The sequence below is a fragment of the Chitinophaga sp. NPDC101104 genome (assembly GCF_050277495.1).
Taxonomy (GTDB): Bacteria; Bacteroidota; Bacteroidia; order Chitinophagales; family Chitinophagaceae; genus Chitinophaga.
Genome location: NZ_JBNNSF010000002.1, coordinates 582291 through 598621 on the forward strand (window position 1 = coordinate 582291; position 16331 = coordinate 598621).

Here is a 16331-nt window from a genome sequence, read left to right on the forward strand (position 1 = left end):
GGTCCCGCATATTGCACATAGCCCCGGTTTTTTGCCGGGGCTATAATAATTTGTGGCTTCGGAATTTTTACTAATTTTATTTCGACAGTAGATCAGCCAATTTCTTTTACCGGTCATGCACGAAATTCCACATAGCGATAGCGAAATGCTGCGCGGGCTCGCCCGTGGCGACGAAGGGGCGTTCCGCACGCTGTTCGACAGGTATTGGGATGCCGTTTACTCCACCTCGCTGGCCCTCACCAAATCCGCTTCCATGGCGGAAGACATCGCGCAGGACGTGTTCACCATTCTCTGGGAAAAAAGGGCGGAGCTGCCGGAAGTGGCGCGGCTGGAAGGGTATCTTTTCATCACGGCCCGCAACCTCATCTACACCCGTTTCCGCAAACTCGCTTCGGGAGACGCTTACCGGCGATATGTGCTCCAGTTCCTCCACGAAGGCGGCGGCCAGCAGGCCGATCATGCGGCGGAATTCCGCGAACTGGAACAATGCGTGATGACCGCCATCCGGCAACTGCCGCCGCAACAGCAGCGGGCGTTCACCCTCAGCCGGTTCGAAGGGATGCGGCACGAAGAGATCGCTACCACCATGGGCGTTTCGCGGATCACCATTAAAAGTTATATCGTGCAGGCCATCGCCACGCTGCGCAAAACCCTCTCCAACCATCCCTCCGGAGCTATGAGCGCGCTTTGGGCGCTGATTTTCCTTTCCTGAAATATTTTTTTATTCCGGCACCTCCCTTTCGCGGAGCTATGCGTCTTTACCATACGACCCGGCCCTGCCGGCAACCCGATCGCACGTTATGGACAAACAGACATTTTCCAACTTACTCAAACGTTACCTGAACGAAGAGCTGAGCCAGGAAGAAGCTTCCCGGCTGCTGGACTCGCTCGGCGATCCGGACATGCGCCGGCAATGGGAGCAGGCCGTGGGCGGCATGCTGCGCGACAAATCTGCGCACGGCCAGGCAGACCCCGCGCGGATGGACGCCATCCGCCACCGCATCCTTTCCGGTAGCGGCAAACCCGTTCCGCAGCGATCCATCGTCCGGAAACTGCACCCCGTTTGGGCTGCGGCGGCCGTACTGGCGATCGCCGCCGTCGGGTTTTTCTGGATGCGCACTTCCGGGCCCCAACCCGTCGTGGCAGACGGGGAAGCCCAGCTGCAGGTGGTCCCCGGCGGCAACAAGGCCGTGCTGTACCTCGCGGGGGGCCAGGCCATCACGCTGGATACGGCCGGCAATGGCGCCATCGCCAGCCAGGGCAATGTGCAGGTCATCAAGCTGGACAGCGGGCAACTGGCTTACCAGGGCACCGGCGCGCAGGGAGAAGTGGCCTATAATACCCTGGCCACGCCCCGCGGCGGACAATTCCGCATCATCCTGCCCGATGGCTCGTCCGTTTGGCTGAACGCCGCATCGTCGCTCCGGTTCCCGACGGCCTTCAACGGAAAGGAGCGCGTGGTAGAACTTCGGGGCGAGGCGTATTTCGAGATCGCGAAGAACGTCCAGCAGCCGTTCCGCGTGCAGGTGAAAGACATGACGGTGCAGGTGCTGGGCACGCATTTCAATGTAATGGCGTATGAAGACGAAGCCACCGTCCGCACCACCCTGCTCGAAGGCGCCGTGAAAGTGGACCAGGGCGGGCATTCGCTGAACATGCGTCCCGGCCAGCAGGTTACCGCCCATCCCGCAGGGAACATGAGCATCCAGGATGGGGTAGACGTGGAGGAAGCGGTGGCCTGGAAGAACGGGTATTTCCATTTCAACCACGAATCGCTGCCCGGCGTCATGCGCCAGGTGGGGCGGTGGTACGACGCGGAAATTTCCTACGAAGGCGCTGTTCCCGACCGTGAGTTCGGCGGTAAGATCGAGCGGAGCAGCAGTGTGAAAGACGTATTGAAAATCCTGGAGCTCAGCGGCGTCCGGTTCAGGATAGAAGGGAAAAAGATCATCGTTATACCATAATCATCAATCATCATTCCACCGTTAAAATCGTTATGAAGAAAAAACCGACATAATCTCTCCGTAAACGGTTGCGCCCATAAAAAAACCGGACCCGATGGCAGTCGGGGCCGGCAAGGATGTAAGGGCAAACCATGACAAATGGATTTCCACGGCATTCCACGTTCCTGGCCTTTCAGCCAGGCGGGATTTTTATTACCCTAACAAACCAAAATTATGCAAATTAGTGCTATTTGTACGCGGTATTTTACGCGGCGATGGATTTACAAAACGCTGTTGTGTATGAAGTTTTCCGCAATTTTGCTATTCGCTGCGTGCCTGCAGGTGAGCGCAAAAAGCCTGGCGCAGCAGGTCTCGCTTTCGGAAAAGAACGCCTCTCTCGAAAAACTCTTCCGGACGATCGAGAAACAAACGGGCTATGTATTTTTTTATGATCATCTGCTGATCGACAAAGCACCGCGCATCAACGTGAAGGCGAACAACCTTCCGCTGGAAGAAGCCGTGGAACTGGTGCTCAAAGACCAGCCGCTTTCCTATTCGATCATCGGGAAAAATATCGTCATCAAGGAACGGCGGACCGTTTTCTCGCCCTTGTCTCCCGTAAAAGTGTTCGTACAGGACACGATGCTCAATATCACCGGCCGTGTGCTCGACACCGACGGCGCGCCGCTCCCCGGTGCCACGGTGGCCGTGAAGGGCAGCGGTTCCCAGGGCACGGTAACCGATGCGGAAGGCTATTTCAAGCTGCGCGTGGCGCGGGGGACCGTGATCGAAGTCACGTACATCGGGTTTAAGAGCGCCGAGAAAACCGCGCTGATCGAGCAACCCATGCAATTCACCCTCTCGGCGCAGGCCGCCAGTGCGGATGAGTTCGTGGTAGTGGGCTATGGTACCGTCCGCAAGAGCGACCTTACCGGTTCCCTCAGCCAGGTGAAATCCAAAGAGATCAACGCATTCCCGTCCACCAATATCATGCAGGCGCTCAACGGCCGTGCGGCAGGCGTTCGCGTGATCCAGAACGGAGGCTCCCCGGGCGGCGGGGTTTCCGTCCGCATCCGCGGTACCAACTCCATCCTCGGTGGCAACGAACCGCTGTATGTGATCGATGGTTTCCCGTACGACGGCAATCCTACTTTCCTGCAAAATGCGGATATCGAGTCGATGGAAATCCTCAAAGACGCATCCTCCACTGCCATTTACGGCTCCCGTGGCGCCAACGGCGTGGTGATGATCACCACCAAAGGCGGCCGGAAAGGGGAACGGACGAAAGTGGACATCGACGCGGGATACACCTGGCAGTTCGTTTCCAAAAAAATGGACCTCATGAACGCCCGCGAATATGCGCTCCTCTATAACGAACAGGCCCGCAACGACGGTGTGGCAGAATATTTCACGCCCGCGCATATCGACAGTCTGAGTAAAAATCCAGGTACAGATTGGCAAGACATCGTGCTGCGCACCGCGCCGATCTACAATTTCAGCGCCACGGTCAACGGCGGAACGGATAAAACCCGCTTCTCACTGTCTGGCTCCGCGTTCCTGCAGGACGGGATCGTGAAAACGAGCGACTATAAACGATATAACCTCCGTGGTAACATCGAGCACGATATCAGCAAGATTTTCAGCGTGTCTGTCAACACGATCCTCACCCGCCTCAACAGCGCCCGCCAGAATTCCGGGCTCGGCAACCGCGGGAGCGACCTGATCTCGGGCATGCTCATGGCGCCGCCTTCGCTTTCGCCCTACCTGCCGGACGGCAGCTACCGCCGCCTGAACACGGCGTATCCCTTTATCTCGAACGTAATTATCAATCCGCTCGTTTTCATCAATGAACGGACAGACAAAATCCAGGGCGATCGTGTGCTGGCCAATGCGGCGCTGACCATCAAACCGATGAAAGGCCTTTCCATCCGCATTTCCGGCGGGATAGACAATCTGAACGACCGGACAGACCAGTTCCAGAACATCGAGCCAACCACGAACAACGTCGGCAATGCTGCGGTGTATACTTCGCAATACACGAGCCTGCTGAACGAGAACGTGGCAACGTATACCAACACCTTCGGCGATCATTCCATTACGGCCATGGCGGGTTTTACGTACCAGGACAAGGTTTCGACGAGCATGAACGGTTCGGGGACGGGATTCCTTTCCAATGTGGTGAACACGGGTAACCTCCAGGGCGCCCTCACGCCGGGTATCCCTGCTTCCGGTTACGCGAAATGGGCGCTGCTGTCGTACCTCGGCCGGGTGAACTATTCCTTCCAGGATAAATACCTGCTGACGGCGAGCATCCGCAGAGATGGTTCTTCCCGCTATTCCGACGGGCAGCAGTGGGAGAATTTCCCGTCGGCCGCCATCGCCTGGAAAGCTTCCAACGAACCGTTTTTGAAAAGCTCCAAAGTAATTTCCGACCTGAAGGTGCGGGCCAGCTGGGGATTGTCGGGCAACCCGTCTATCGGGCCGTATTCCACGTTGCGCCAGCTCGGGTCGCTCAATACCATTTTCGGTGATCAGCTGGGGATCGGGTTTGCGCCAGGGGCCACGCTGCCGGGGGACCTCCGCTGGGAAGTGACGCGCCAGGCAGACCTGGGCGTGGATGCGGCATTCCTGAAAAACAACCTGCGCGTCACTTTCGACGTGTACCATAAAAAGACCCGCGACCTGCTCAACAACGTGAAGCTGCCCGTGTCGATGGGCTATGCCACCACCGTGCAGAACGTAGGCGAGATCGAGAACAAGGGCTTCGAGATCGGGGTGGAAGCGAACCTGTTCCAGGCGCGTGAAGTGTCGTGGAACCTCAGCGCCAACCTCGGCCTGAACCGGAACAAGGTGCTGAAGCTGTATAACGGGCAAGACATCAACGGCGAAACGTTCTACACCGGTTCCGTACAGGATTTCATCAACATTCTCCGCGAAGGCAAGCCCCTGGGCGTGTTTTACGGGTATAAGGAAATCGGGTACACGGAAACGGGGAACCTCAAGTACGAAGACATCAACAAAGACGGGATGATCAACGCCGCCGATAAAACCTTCATCGGCGATCCCAACCCGGATTTCATCTACGGCCTCAATTCCGTGACCTCGTATAAAGGGTTCGAGCTGACGGTTTTCATCCAGGGCTCGCAGGGCAACGACCTGTTCAACCTGAACCGCGTTGGCGCGCTGGACCTCGGTATGGGCCTCAACCTGCCCCGCGAGGTATACGACAACCACTGGACGCCGCAGAATACCAACGCCAAATATCCCCGCATCACGCGGACGCTGACGGCCAACATGTCGTCCAGGTTCGTGGAAGACGGATCGTACCTGCGTTTCCGCAACATCCAGCTGGCGTATAACCTGCCCGTTTCCAATATGGCGAAATGGTTCCGTTCCGCACAGGTGTATGTGAGCGGCCAGAACCTCATCACCTTCACGAAATATTCCTGGTACGATCCGGAAGTGAACGCCTATGGCGGCTCCAACTCCATCTCGCAAGGTATCGACTATTCCATCTACCCGATGAGCAAATCGGTAACGGTGGGCATCCGCTGCGGGTTCTGATCATTTTTCATCTTCCAATCCACCATTATGAAACAAATTGCAATACTGATATTAACGATGCTGGTGATGGCGGGCTGTTCCGACGCGCTCGAAGAAAAGCCGCAGTCCATCGCAGCGGAACTGTTCTATAACACGCCCGCCGAAGTGGAAGCCGGCCTCAACGCCATTTACGTGCCCATCCGCCGCGGCAGCACGCTCGGCGCGCTGTACGAATGCCAGCACGAGATTTACACCGAATACATGTACGGCCGCGGCAGCCACGCGCCGCTGAACGATTTCACGGGGCTCGACCAAACCAACGTGACCCGCGTGGGCGATATGTGGGCCGCTTTTTACGAATCCATCCGCAATGCGAACATCGTCATCGAAAGGGCGCCGCTGGGGAAGAAATTGTCGCCGGCGCAGGTGGATGTGTACCTGGCCGAAGCCAAATTCCTGCGTGCGCTCAACTATTTCTACCTCGTCCGCAACTGGGGCGGTGTGCCGCTCCGCGATGAAAAGAACATGAACGACCGGGAGCTGGCGCGCAATTCGAAGGAGCAGGTGTATGCATTCATCCTGGCAGACCTGGAATGGGCGGAACCGAAATTGCCGGATAACCCGAGGCTGAGCGGCGCGCCGTCGAAATCGGCAGCCAGGGCGCTGCTGGCGGATGTGTATATGAACCTCCACCAGTACGATAAAGCGCGCGACATGGCGGGGAATATCATCAACTCCGGGAAATTCAGTCTCGTGAAAGTGGACGTCGCGGAAGATTTCGAGAAAGTGTTCGGCGCAGACATTTCTACTTCAACGGAAGAGATTTTCTACCTGAAATATGCGCGGGTGCCCAATGGACAAGGGTTTTCATATCCCATGTACTGCCATTACCCCAATTCCGGGTTTTATCCGCCGGGGGGATATTATACTTTTTACAGCGATTCCGAGCAAAATCCTTTCATCAAAAGCTGGGATAAGAACGATCTGCGCTATACATTTAACTGGTACCCGCAAACGTTCGGCCTCGGGTCTACCACCATCCTCCTGAAGAAGTTCAAGGACAAGCAGGCGGTTTCGGCAGGGGGGAACGATTATCCCATGTACCGCTATGCCGACATCCTGCTGTTTTACGCGGAATGCGTGGCGCAAGCGGGTGCGCCCAATGCCGACGCGATGGAGAAGCTGAATATGGTGCGCCGCAGGGCTTACGGAAAAAATCCCCTGACAGCTGATCCGGCGGTAGATTTCAAACTGGCGGACTACAGCAGCAAACAGGCGTTCATCGACCTGGTAGTGCGCGAACGCGGGTATGAAAATTGCGGGGAGTCGAAGCGGTGGCTCGATCTGAAGCGGCTCGGCATCGCCAAACAGACCATCCTGGCCGGGAAAGGAAAGACGATGGCCGACAGGCATCTGCTCTGGCCGATCCCGGTGATAGAAACGAATTATAACAAAGCCATAGATCCCGTGAAGGATCAGAATCCCGGTTACTAATCCAATTGAAAAAAGATGCAAACAATCAGAAAGACAGTACTCTATTGCCTGCTGGCATTGCCTGGCAGCGTAATGGCGCAGCAGGTGAGGGAAGTGGACATTTGTGTGTACGGCGGCTCCTCCGCCGGCGTGATCGCTGCATACACGGCCAAGAAGATGAATAAATCCGTAGTGGTGATCGAACCCGGCAAACGGTTGGGCGGCCTCACTTCCGGTGGATTAGGCTATACCGACATCGGTAACAAATACGCCATTTCCGGTATTTCCCGCGATTATTACCGCCGGATCGGGAAGCATTACGGGAAGTTCGAGACCTGGATCTTCGAACCCTCCGTCGCCGAAAAAGTATTTAAGCAATATGTCCAGGAAGCGGCGCTCGATATCGTGTACGACCATCGTATCACCAAAGCGGAAAAATCGGGCGGAAAGGTGACGGAAATACAACTGGAATCCTCCGTGGGAGGGGCGCCCAAAGTCTCCGCCGTTCGCGCGAAAATGTATATCGACTGCTCCTACGAAGGCGACCTCCTCGCGCTGGCCGGCATTTCCTACACGGTGGGCCGCGAAGCCAACGCGCAGTACGGCGAAACATACAACGGTGTGCAACTGCGCGACAAGCACCAGTTCCCCGAAGGCATCGATCCCTACAAAATCCCGGGCGATCCCAACAGCGGCGTGCTCTGGGGCATCAGTACCGAGCCTTTGGCGGCCCAGGGCACGGGCGACAAAAAAGTGCAGGCGTACAACTTCCGCATCTGCCTGTCCAACCAACCCGAAAACAGGGTGCCCATCACCCGGCCGGAAGGATATGACTCTACACGCTACGAACTGCTGCTGCGCGTGGTGGACCGCATCAAACCGGGCAATCTCAACGGCATCCTCAAATTCGACCGCATGCCCAACCACAAGACGGACATCAACAACAACGGTTCCTTTTCCACCGACATGATCGGTATGAACTGGAATTATCCCGAAGCGGACTACGCCACCCGCGCCAACATCACGAAAGCGCACGAGCTGTACAATAAAGGGCTGCTGTACTTCATCGGCCACGATCCCCGCATGCCCGAGAATCTCCGCAAGGAAATGTTGCAGTGGGGCTATCCGAAAGACGAATATGTGGAATTCGGCAACTGGTCGCCGCAGATGTACGTCCGCGAAGCGCGCCGCATGGTGGGGGCTTACGTGATGACGCAGGCCAATTGCGAAGGCCGCGATACGGTCGACGATGGCGTGGGCATGGCCGCTTATACCATGGATTCCCACAACTGCCAGCGCATTATCGTAGACGGTATGGTGAAGAACGAAGGCGATGTGCAGATCGGCGGATTCGGGCCGTATCCTATTTCGTACCGTTCCATCATCCCGAAAGCGGAAGATTGCGGGAACGTGCTGGTGACCATTTGCCTGTCGGCTTCCCACATCGCATACGGTTCCATCCGCATGGAGCCGGTGTTCATGGTGCTGGGCCAATCGGCGGCCACCGCCGCATCCATGGCTATCGATGCGAATCAGACAGTGCAGCAGGTAGACGTGGCCAAGCTCCGGGAAACCCTGCGCGCGCGGCCGCTGGCTACCAACGCCACGGCGGAGATCCTCGTAGACAACGACGATCAGCAACAGGTGACCGTGACCGGCAACTGGAAGAAGATCAACCGCGGCGCGTACGGCCCGTCGGCATACGTGTCGGAGAAAGGCGCCGCCGGCACGGTGCGCTTCACGCCGAAAGTGGTGCGCAGCGGCATGTACAAGGTGTATTCCTATGTGCCTAAACAGGCAGACATGGCCAGGCATACCAGCATCAGAATGTCGACCGACGGAAAGTCCGTGAAGCCGCTGGATTTTGCGGCGGATGCGGTGAAGGTGGAAGGACAGACGTCGGGAGAGTGGGTAGACCTGGGCACGGTGAAGCTCACCAAAGGAGGAAAAGGATATGTGGAAATCACGACAGACGGAGCGGATGGGGTTGTGATCGCGGATGCGGTGCTGTTTATTCCGGTGCAGTAGATTTTGATCAATATCATAGAAAAAAGCCCGCCATTCCGGCGGGCTTTTCTTATTTGACCACTATCTATTGAAGGATGGGTTTGCCTTTCAGGAACACCTGCAGGGGCCGGAACAGCACGCGAAGGTCTTGCAGCGGGTCGGCGCCGAGGAGCAGGAGGTCTGCCCGCATGCCGGGGCGCACCCGGCCCCGGTCGTACTGGCCACATACGTTCGCGCTGTTGAGCGTGGCCGCGTGGATGACTTCCGCCGCATTCATCCCGCATTTTTGCTGGAGCAGCAGCATTTCCTGCAAAAGCGGTACTTCGCCGGTCGTGGGATAGATCCAGTCGGTGCCGGTCACTATTTTCACGCCGTTGCGATGTGCGATCCGGGTGACGATGGCGGCGCTGTGCATCTTGTTGTTTTCGGCATGGAAAACGGTGGGGTCGAGGAAGATGGATTTGACGGCCATGCGCTGCATTAGTTTTTCGATCACAACCGTATCCAGCCGGAAATCCTTTTTGTACAGCGCGCCCCAGGCTTTGCCGATCTCAAGCGTATCTCCGGGAAGCTGCTGGAACGCGAAGTCGTTGGCGTGCGACATGCTGTTGACGCCTGCTTCCACGCCCGTTCCCGGTTTGCAGGGGAACACGGCGGCGTGGCTCCAGGCCTGCAATCCCGCCTGGTGGGCGGCGGTAGTGATGTCGCGGAGTTGTTGGGCGCTGAGGTCGGCGTAGATCTTGATGCCGGTAACGCCCGCGTCGCGCGCGGCTCTTATGGCGGCGGTTATATCCACACCCGGGAAAATGGCTTTATACCAGGCGCTGTTGCCCAGATCACCGTCTCGCCCCGACCGGCGGACCAGGTCGAAATACCCCGGCCCGGCAAACTGTGCCGCGTAGCAGATATCGGGCCCGATGGTTTTGCCGGAATGCACGTCGCGCTTCAGCGCGGCGAGGTAGGGCGCGTCTCCGGCCATATCGCGGACGGAGGTAATGCCGTGGCGCACCATATTCTCCATAATGCTGTCGGTCTCCCGTCGCGCTTTGGAAAGGTCTTCGTCTACAGCGGTGGCCAGGTGAACATGTGCGTCTGCGAGGCCTGGTGCGAGGAATTTGCCGGAGCAGTCGATCGTTTCGGTGTTGGGGAGTTTCCGGGGAACTTTGGTGTAGATTTCCCGGATAACGCCGTTGTTGATGAGCACGGATGCGCGTCTCGGTTGCACGGCGGCATCGCCGTCAATGATGGTCACGTTCTTCAGGAGGAGCTGTTGTGCCGAAGCGCCCGTCCCGCATATAAAATTCAATACAATCAAAACAGCGTATCGCATCAGTCTATTTTTTCGAGTTCAGGTAATTCCACATGCTGCCGGATGATTTTCCCGGATGGGTCGATGAGGAAGGTAGCGGGCAGCGATTTTACCTTGTATGCCTCCACAACAGGACTTTTCATGCCTTCCGGCGTTACCAGCTGCGGCCAGGGGATGTTATCGGCCGCCACGGCTTTCCGCCAGAGCTCGTCTTTTTCATCTACCGAAATGGAAACGATTTCAATGCCTTTTTTCTTCAGCGCGGCATAATGCGGCGCGAGCTTGCGGTTGCCTGCGCGGCAGGGTGTGCACCACGATGCCCATACGTCGAGCAGCACATATCGGTTAGTTGCCAGCAGGCTTTCCAGCGACACGAGGTCTCCGTTGATGGAGCGCAGGGAAAACGCCGGTGCGGTTTGTCCGGTCATATTGTTGCTGGCGGCTTCTGCCTGCTTTTCTTCCAGCTTTGCCAGCGTGGCCGAGGCCCAGGGATGTTGGCGGAAGGAGGGGATGAGCCTGGAAAGGGAGGCATCCGTCCATGCAAAGGCGTATTGGTAAGCGCTCCAGGCGCCGGCGAGGTTGCCGGAATGCTTCAGGGCAAAGGCGAGCCGTTTATCCTGCACTTCGGTGGCCATGCGGTTGGTGGCGGCATTGAGGGCGAGTTTCTTTTCCATGTCCTGCTCGTTGCCGTATTCCGCGCCCAGTTTGCTCCACTCGGCTTCCAGCGGCTTCAGGCTTTTTTCGAAGGCAATGAGTTGCTGCAGTACCGCGTCACCTTTTACGACTACCTGTGTGTCTTTCCCGATAACGACGTCTATCGGTTGGCGGGACGAGAATACGGTAGCGCTGGCCCAGGGCTTCCGCAGTTGAACGGAATACACGGCCCGTCCGTTGCCGGGCAACCGGATGGAAATGCGCCCGTCTTTCACGAGCGGTGTATCGATGAGCTGGCGTGCCGGCCATTCGCGGTAGATCGTCACTTTCGACCCGTCGGCATGCAGGGGCGTGGAAATCCGCAGCTGCTGGGCAAATCCGCTGGAAACGGCGGCGAGGAAGGCGGCGGTGAACAATGATTTTTTCATGTGGGAACGGGTTAAGCCCGGGGCACTGTGTACCCCGGGCATGAATGGTTAGTTTCTGATATTGGGAAGAATGGCAGGGTTGATGAGCATGATCTTCGGCGCGATCTCCATCTGGTAGTTAGGCGAACCGGCGGGCAGGCGGTAGGTTTGGCCGTTATGCGTACGCTCGAGGTCTTTTTTGAAGCGCGGGTCCTGGTTCAGGCGCTTCAGGTCGAACAGGCGAACGCCCTTGTAGAGCAGTTCCAGTCTTCTTTCCCGGAGTACGAGTTGCAGCGCCTCGTCTGCGTTCGCCGCCGCGAGGGGCACATAATCTTCGGGTTTGAAGCGCTTCTGGCGAAGGGTGTTCAGCAGGGCCACGGCCTCGTCTTTCTGATTGTTGCGGGCCAGCACTTCGGCTTTGATGAGCATCATCTCGGGTACCCCGATGCTGAAGTTCACCGGGAACCGCAGGTAATCCGGATAGATGCCGGCAGGTGTAGAAGCCGAGAACGGGATACGGGTAAATGCGAATACGTAACGGAGGTCCTTTTCGCCGATGATGCCCAGCAGTTCCGGAGAGATCATGAACCGCGTGAAAGTACCGGTTTGTCCGTTGGTGCGCGGGAAGAGGTTTTCGGGGTTGAGTTCCGCGGCCGGTTTGTTTTTGACGCCGCTGTATGGCTTCGCCGGGTTGGAAAAAGAGAAGGTGTTATGATCGAGCAGTGTAGCGTTGTAGGTTAACGCTTTTTCGGCGAAGGTTTTTGCTTCGGCATAATGCCCCATGTACAGTTGTACGCGGGCCATCAGTGCTGTGGCCGCGGCTTTCCCGGGATGAACGTAGTTGCGGCCCACATCGGGCAGCGAAGCGGTGGCGAGGGCGTCGTTCAGGTCTTTGAGCACCTGGTCATACATGGCCTGCACGGTGGCGCGGGTGGTTTTGGCTTCCAGGTCGGGGATCAGCAGCAGGGGAGTACCCAGGTCTTTGCCCGCTGTAGCCGGCGTGTATTCCTTGCCGTAGATATTGGCGAGATGGAAGAAAGCCCATGCCCGGTGGATCTTGGCTTCCGCCTTGATGCGGGCTTTATCTTCCGCCGTGCCTTCCGTGGCACCGTCGATCTTGTCGAGCACCAGGTTGCAATTGAATACATTGGTGTAGATGCGGCTCCATTCGCTATCGTCTTCCGTCACCAGCATCGTTTCTTTCTGCCAGAGATAAATTTTGGTAGTGCGGGCCACGAGACGCGCGTTTTCTTCGCTGAAAAGAAGGTCGTCTGTCGCGAATTCCGGGCTGATGTAACCCGCATCGGCCAGCACCACGTCGTTCATGAACAGTTCATAATCCGCCACGGTAGTAGGAAGGATCCTGCCTTTCGGCGTAACGTCGAGGAATTTTTTGCAGCCGCCTGCCGTGAGGGTAAGCGCCGCGGCGATATATAGCGTGATTTTTTTCATGTGCTTCATTTTTTACAGTTCAACCCTTAAAGTCAATGTAGTTACGCGCGGTTCGGGCAGGAAATACGTTCCCGTCACCGGGTCTACCGCTTCGGGATCGATGCCGAATTTGTTTTTCTTCCACAGCGCCACATTGTTCATCTGCGCTACAACCGAAACGTTTTTCATGAAGGTGCGCTTGATAAGCGTGGAAGGCAATTTATATCCGAGCTGCACCTCACGGAGACGGATGTACCCGCCCGGGATCTCGCTGTTGGTGGAATACTGGATCGCACGTTCGCGGCCGTCATAGAAATCGGCCGGGTCCCAGGAAGGGGTGATGGAAGCCAGGTCGGTAGCGGCTTCGTCGCCGGGTTTGCGCCAACGTTCAGACACGCGTGCGTCGTAGTTGGTGCCGAAGGCGAGCCCGTTCATATCCGGCGTATACCGGCGGATGATGTTGCCGAAGTTGTATGTCAGGAACGCGCTGGCAAAGAGGTCCTTGTAATAGAAGATGTTCGTAAACCCTCCTGAATAAGGCGCCCTGTATACGCCATTGTTCACCAGCGAAGAGAGCACGGCCTGCTTCACTTTCTCGTTGTTGTCTCCATACACGAGCGGATTGCCGCGCTCGTCGAGCCCCGCCCAGCGGTAGCTCCAGAATGCTTCGCGCGGGTAACCTTCCACATACGTGCCGCCGCCGCTCACCCGGCTGATGGCAGGGTTGCTGTCCTGGATCTTGTTGTCGGTGATCTTGTTTTTGTTGAAACCGGCGTTCAGGCGCGACGACCAGCGGAATCCCTTCCCGTCGATAATGTTGGCCTGGATGGCGAGGTCTACACCCTTGTTGGTCATCTTCGATGCGTTGATCTTGAACGTATTGAAGCCCACCGTAGGGTCGAGCAGCACGCTGCCGAGCAGGTCGTACCCATAACGGTTGTACACGTCTACCGACACCTGGAACCTGTCTTTCAGTAATCCGAGGTCAAGCCCGGCGTTGATGGTACGCGTGCGTTCCCAACGGAGTTTCGGGTTGTAGTAGTTGACGCGTGCGCGATAATCCGCCAGGGCGGCCTGGAAGGTACGGGTGGCTACCAGCAGCGGCGTGGTCTCGCGGTCGTAGTTGCCCGTGAGGCCCGCGGTAACGCGGAGTTTCAGCATGCTCACGGCCGGTACGCGGAAGAAGTTTTCTTCGGCCACGTTCCACGCGCCACCCACAGACCATAACGGGGTGCGGCGGTATTTGGGATCGGCGCCGAACATGTTCGACTGGTCTACCCGGTAGCTGCCGGTGAAGGTATACCGGTCGTCGTAAGTATACACGGCAGTCCCATAGTAAGACCGTTCGCGCACGTCATTGTAACTGAACCGGTCGAGGCTGTTGGGGTCGAAAGATGCGAGCCCGCTGCCGTTCCACCAGATCAACCCGGGCTGTGCGAGTTTTTTCTGGTCGATGTATTGCCAGGCCAACAGCTCGTCGTCGTACCCGAATTTCCGGAAGCTGAACCCGTCGGTGACGTTTTTCTTCATTTCGAAACCGGCGATCGCGCTGATGAAGTGTTTGGAATCGATCAGCGTGGAATAGTTCAGTTGTGAGCGCCACGCCCAGTTGTTGTAGGAGGTTTCCGACTGGTCGAGCATGTTGCCGACAGGGATATTGAAAATCACCTTCCCGTTTTCCACGTTGGCGTAGCGGTTGATGTAGGAACGGGCGGCATAGGCGTCTTTATCGGTGATCTTCCTGGTGCTGGATTTCAACCGGTCGTACAGGAAGCTCGAATTGACCGTCAGGCCTTTCCAGATTTTCCATACCGCGCCCGCTTTCGCGCGGATGCCGAATTTTTTGGTCAGGTTATCGGCCAGCAGCGATTCTTCGATGAGGTTTCTGCCGTTGTCGAGATACCCCATTTTTACGATCTCGTCGTTGGAGCCTTTATTGAACGAGATGTATTCGCGGATGTAATTGCCCTGTTCGTCGCGCAGCAACTGGTATGGCGGCAATTGCTGGACATCGAAATTGGAAGCCCCGGCGGCTTTCGAACTGCCGGAAATGGCGTTGATGTCTACGTTCACGCTGAAGTTGCGGGTTACTTCGATATCGTTGCGGGCGTTGAGCTGGAAGAGCTCTTCCTTGTTGCCGATGAAGTTCGATTTGTTATTGTCGTACGATCCAGAGATCATATAACGATACCGGTCGCTACCGCCGGAAAACGAAAGGTAATGGTTCTGCCGGATGCCGGTGCGGGTGAGCCCGTCGCGGATCTGGCTTTGGTTGGAAATGCCGCCCAGGGAGTCGCGCATGCGGGCGTAGTCAGACTGGCTGATATCACCGGCGTCGAGGCGGAGGAGCAGGTCGAAAGACGGGGAATAGCCGTTGGTGCCGCCCGCGAACATCGCCGGGAAAACATACCCTTTATCGTACAATTCCTTGTCGTAATCCAGGACATCTGTCGCGGAAGCGCGATGCAGCTTCGAGAAGTCGGGCCGCTGGGTGAAGTAGGTGTTGGCGGCGTAGTTGATGCGGACTTTCCCGTCTTTGCCACGCCTGGTCGTTATCACGATCACGCCATTGGAAGCGCGCGCGCCCCAGATAGCCGCGGCTGCCGCGTCTTTGAGCACGTCGATCTTTTCCACGTCGTTCATGTTATCGGGCAATTGGTTCACCGGGAACCCGTCCACCACGATCAGCGGCTGGTTCCTTTCCACGGCGATGGCGCTGCCGCCGCGCATCTGCAGGTCCACGCCGGCCGACTGGCGGTCGCGTGCCAGGCCGGTGTACCGTGTGGCCAGCGTAAGTCCGGGGATGCTGCCTTCCAGGATCTGGTTGAGCGACTGGCTGCTCCTGCGCTCGATCTCCTGCGGGGAAAGGGAGGAATAAGCGCCGGTGGTGTTTTTCTTCGCGAGGGATTGGTAGCCGGTGGAGATCACCACTTCGCGGATGGCCTGGGCAGCGGGCTTCAGCGTCACGTTGAGCATAGTGTTGGCGCCTGCTTCCTGTTGGCTGGTCTCGTATCCGAGATAGCTGATGATGAGCTGCGACGAGTTGCCTTTCAGTTTGAGATTGAAATATCCCTTTTCATCGGTGATGGTGGCGCTGGTGGTGCCGCTTTCGCGAACGGTGACGCCTGGGGCATATATGATCCGGTCGCCATCGAGCAGGCCCACGCGTCCTTTCACTACGCGCTCCTGGTACACGGGGTCCAGCGAGCGGGCGCTTTTCAGGCTCACACTGATCATATTGTCCTGCTGCCGGAAAAGGAAATCATAATGTTCCGTCAGGTACTGCAGCGCTTCTTCAAGGCTGCGGGTGTTTTGCGGCATGGAAATGATGGCGTTCTTCGCGGCCACGGAACCGGAATAGAAGAAGCGGACCTTGTACCGGGCGCCCAAAGTTTTGAAAACTTTCTCGACGGGTTCCTTCCGGAAACCGGCCGTTTCCTGCTGGCGGGCGTGCAGCACCTGCGTAGGCAGCAGCTGGCCCGGTAAGGTAAGGGCAATAAAGAGTAGCGTCGTCCGTGAAGACAACAGTCGGCGAATACATTGCATAACGCTTGCTATGTTGGT

At 57.2% G+C, this 16331-nt stretch carries 9 protein-coding genes; 5 read left to right on the top strand and 4 right to left on the bottom strand.

What is annotated here, in order from left to right:
* Nucleotides 1–115 precede the first annotated feature (115 nt).
* The 5 genes from ACQKLP_RS21050 to ACQKLP_RS21070 all read left to right on the top strand — a co-directional run bounded on the left by ACQKLP_RS21050 (nucleotide 116) and on the right by ACQKLP_RS21070 (nucleotide 8987).
* The gene (locus tag ACQKLP_RS21050) at nucleotides 116–712 is read left to right on the top strand and encodes an RNA polymerase sigma factor (RefSeq protein ID WP_427324928.1); all 597 of its coding nucleotides are present in this window, start codon (nucleotides 116–118) and stop codon (nucleotides 710–712) included.
* 88 nt (nucleotides 713–800) lie between these two features.
* A complete protein-coding gene (locus tag ACQKLP_RS21055; RefSeq protein ID WP_427324930.1) occupies nucleotides 801–1964 on the top strand; it encodes a FecR family protein in 1164 nt (387 codons plus the stop codon).
* A gap of 279 nt (nucleotides 1965–2243) precedes the next feature.
* Complete coding sequence (locus ACQKLP_RS21060; protein WP_427324931.1) at nucleotides 2244–5507, top strand: TonB-dependent receptor; 3264 nt, start codon at nucleotides 2244–2246, stop codon at nucleotides 5505–5507.
* A 27-nt stretch (nucleotides 5508–5534) separates the two neighbouring features.
* A complete protein-coding gene (locus ACQKLP_RS21065) occupies nucleotides 5535–6980 on the top strand; it encodes a RagB/SusD family nutrient uptake outer membrane protein (protein ID WP_427324932.1) in 1446 nt (481 codons plus the stop codon).
* Between the two features lie 15 nt (nucleotides 6981–6995).
* Complete coding sequence (locus ACQKLP_RS21070; protein WP_427324933.1) at nucleotides 6996–8987, top strand: FAD-dependent oxidoreductase; 1992 nt, start codon at nucleotides 6996–6998, stop codon at nucleotides 8985–8987.
* 64 nt (nucleotides 8988–9051) lie between these two features.
* Here the strand turns inward: ACQKLP_RS21070 and ACQKLP_RS21075 are convergent, their stop codons facing one another.
* The 4 genes from ACQKLP_RS21075 to ACQKLP_RS21090 are packed head-to-tail and all read right to left on the bottom strand — an operon-like array spanning nucleotide 9052 to nucleotide 16292.
* On the bottom strand, nucleotides 9052–10296 hold the full coding sequence (locus ACQKLP_RS21075) for an amidohydrolase family protein (protein WP_427324934.1): 1245 nt from the start codon (nucleotides 10294–10296) through the stop codon (nucleotides 9052–9054).
* Nucleotides 10296–11357 (bottom strand): TlpA family protein disulfide reductase, encoded by a 1062-nt coding sequence (locus ACQKLP_RS21080; protein WP_427324935.1) that lies wholly within the window; start codon nucleotides 11355–11357, stop codon nucleotides 10296–10298. Before ACQKLP_RS21080 ends, ACQKLP_RS21075 begins: the two co-directional genes overlap by 1 nt.
* Before the next feature lie 48 nt (nucleotides 11358–11405).
* Nucleotides 11406–12788 carry a RagB/SusD family nutrient uptake outer membrane protein gene (locus tag ACQKLP_RS21085; protein ID WP_427324936.1) on the bottom strand — a complete coding sequence of 461 codons (1383 nt, stop codon included), beginning with the start codon at nucleotides 12786–12788 and terminating at the stop codon, nucleotides 11406–11408.
* Nucleotides 12789–12800: 12 nt separating this feature from the next.
* A complete protein-coding gene (locus ACQKLP_RS21090) occupies nucleotides 12801–16292 on the bottom strand; it encodes a SusC/RagA family TonB-linked outer membrane protein (RefSeq protein ID WP_427324937.1) in 3492 nt (1163 codons plus the stop codon).
* Nucleotides 16293–16331: the final 39 nt, after the last annotated feature.

Bases quoted from the DNA above. Each gene is read 5' to 3' on its own strand.
- ACQKLP_RS21050 (WP_427324928.1), top strand. From the start codon at position 116: ATGCACGAAATTCCACATAGCGATAGCGAAATGCTGCGCGGGCTCGCC.
- ACQKLP_RS21055 (WP_427324930.1), top strand. From the start codon at position 801: ATGGACAAACAGACATTTTCCAACTTACTCAAACGTTACCTGAACGAA.
- ACQKLP_RS21060 (WP_427324931.1), top strand. From the start codon at position 2,244: ATGAAGTTTTCCGCAATTTTGCTATTCGCTGCGTGCCTGCAGGTGAGC.
- ACQKLP_RS21065 (WP_427324932.1), top strand. From the start codon at position 5,535: ATGAAACAAATTGCAATACTGATATTAACGATGCTGGTGATGGCGGGC.
- ACQKLP_RS21070 (WP_427324933.1), top strand. From the start codon at position 6,996: ATGCAAACAATCAGAAAGACAGTACTCTATTGCCTGCTGGCATTGCCT.
- ACQKLP_RS21075 (WP_427324934.1), bottom strand. From the start codon at position 10,296: ATGCGATACGCTGTTTTGATTGTATTGAATTTTATATGCGGGACGGGC.
- ACQKLP_RS21080 (WP_427324935.1), bottom strand. From the start codon at position 11,357: ATGAAAAAATCATTGTTCACCGCCGCCTTCCTCGCCGCCGTTTCCAGC.
- ACQKLP_RS21085 (WP_427324936.1), bottom strand. From the start codon at position 12,788: ATGAAAAAAATCACGCTATATATCGCCGCGGCGCTTACCCTCACGGCA.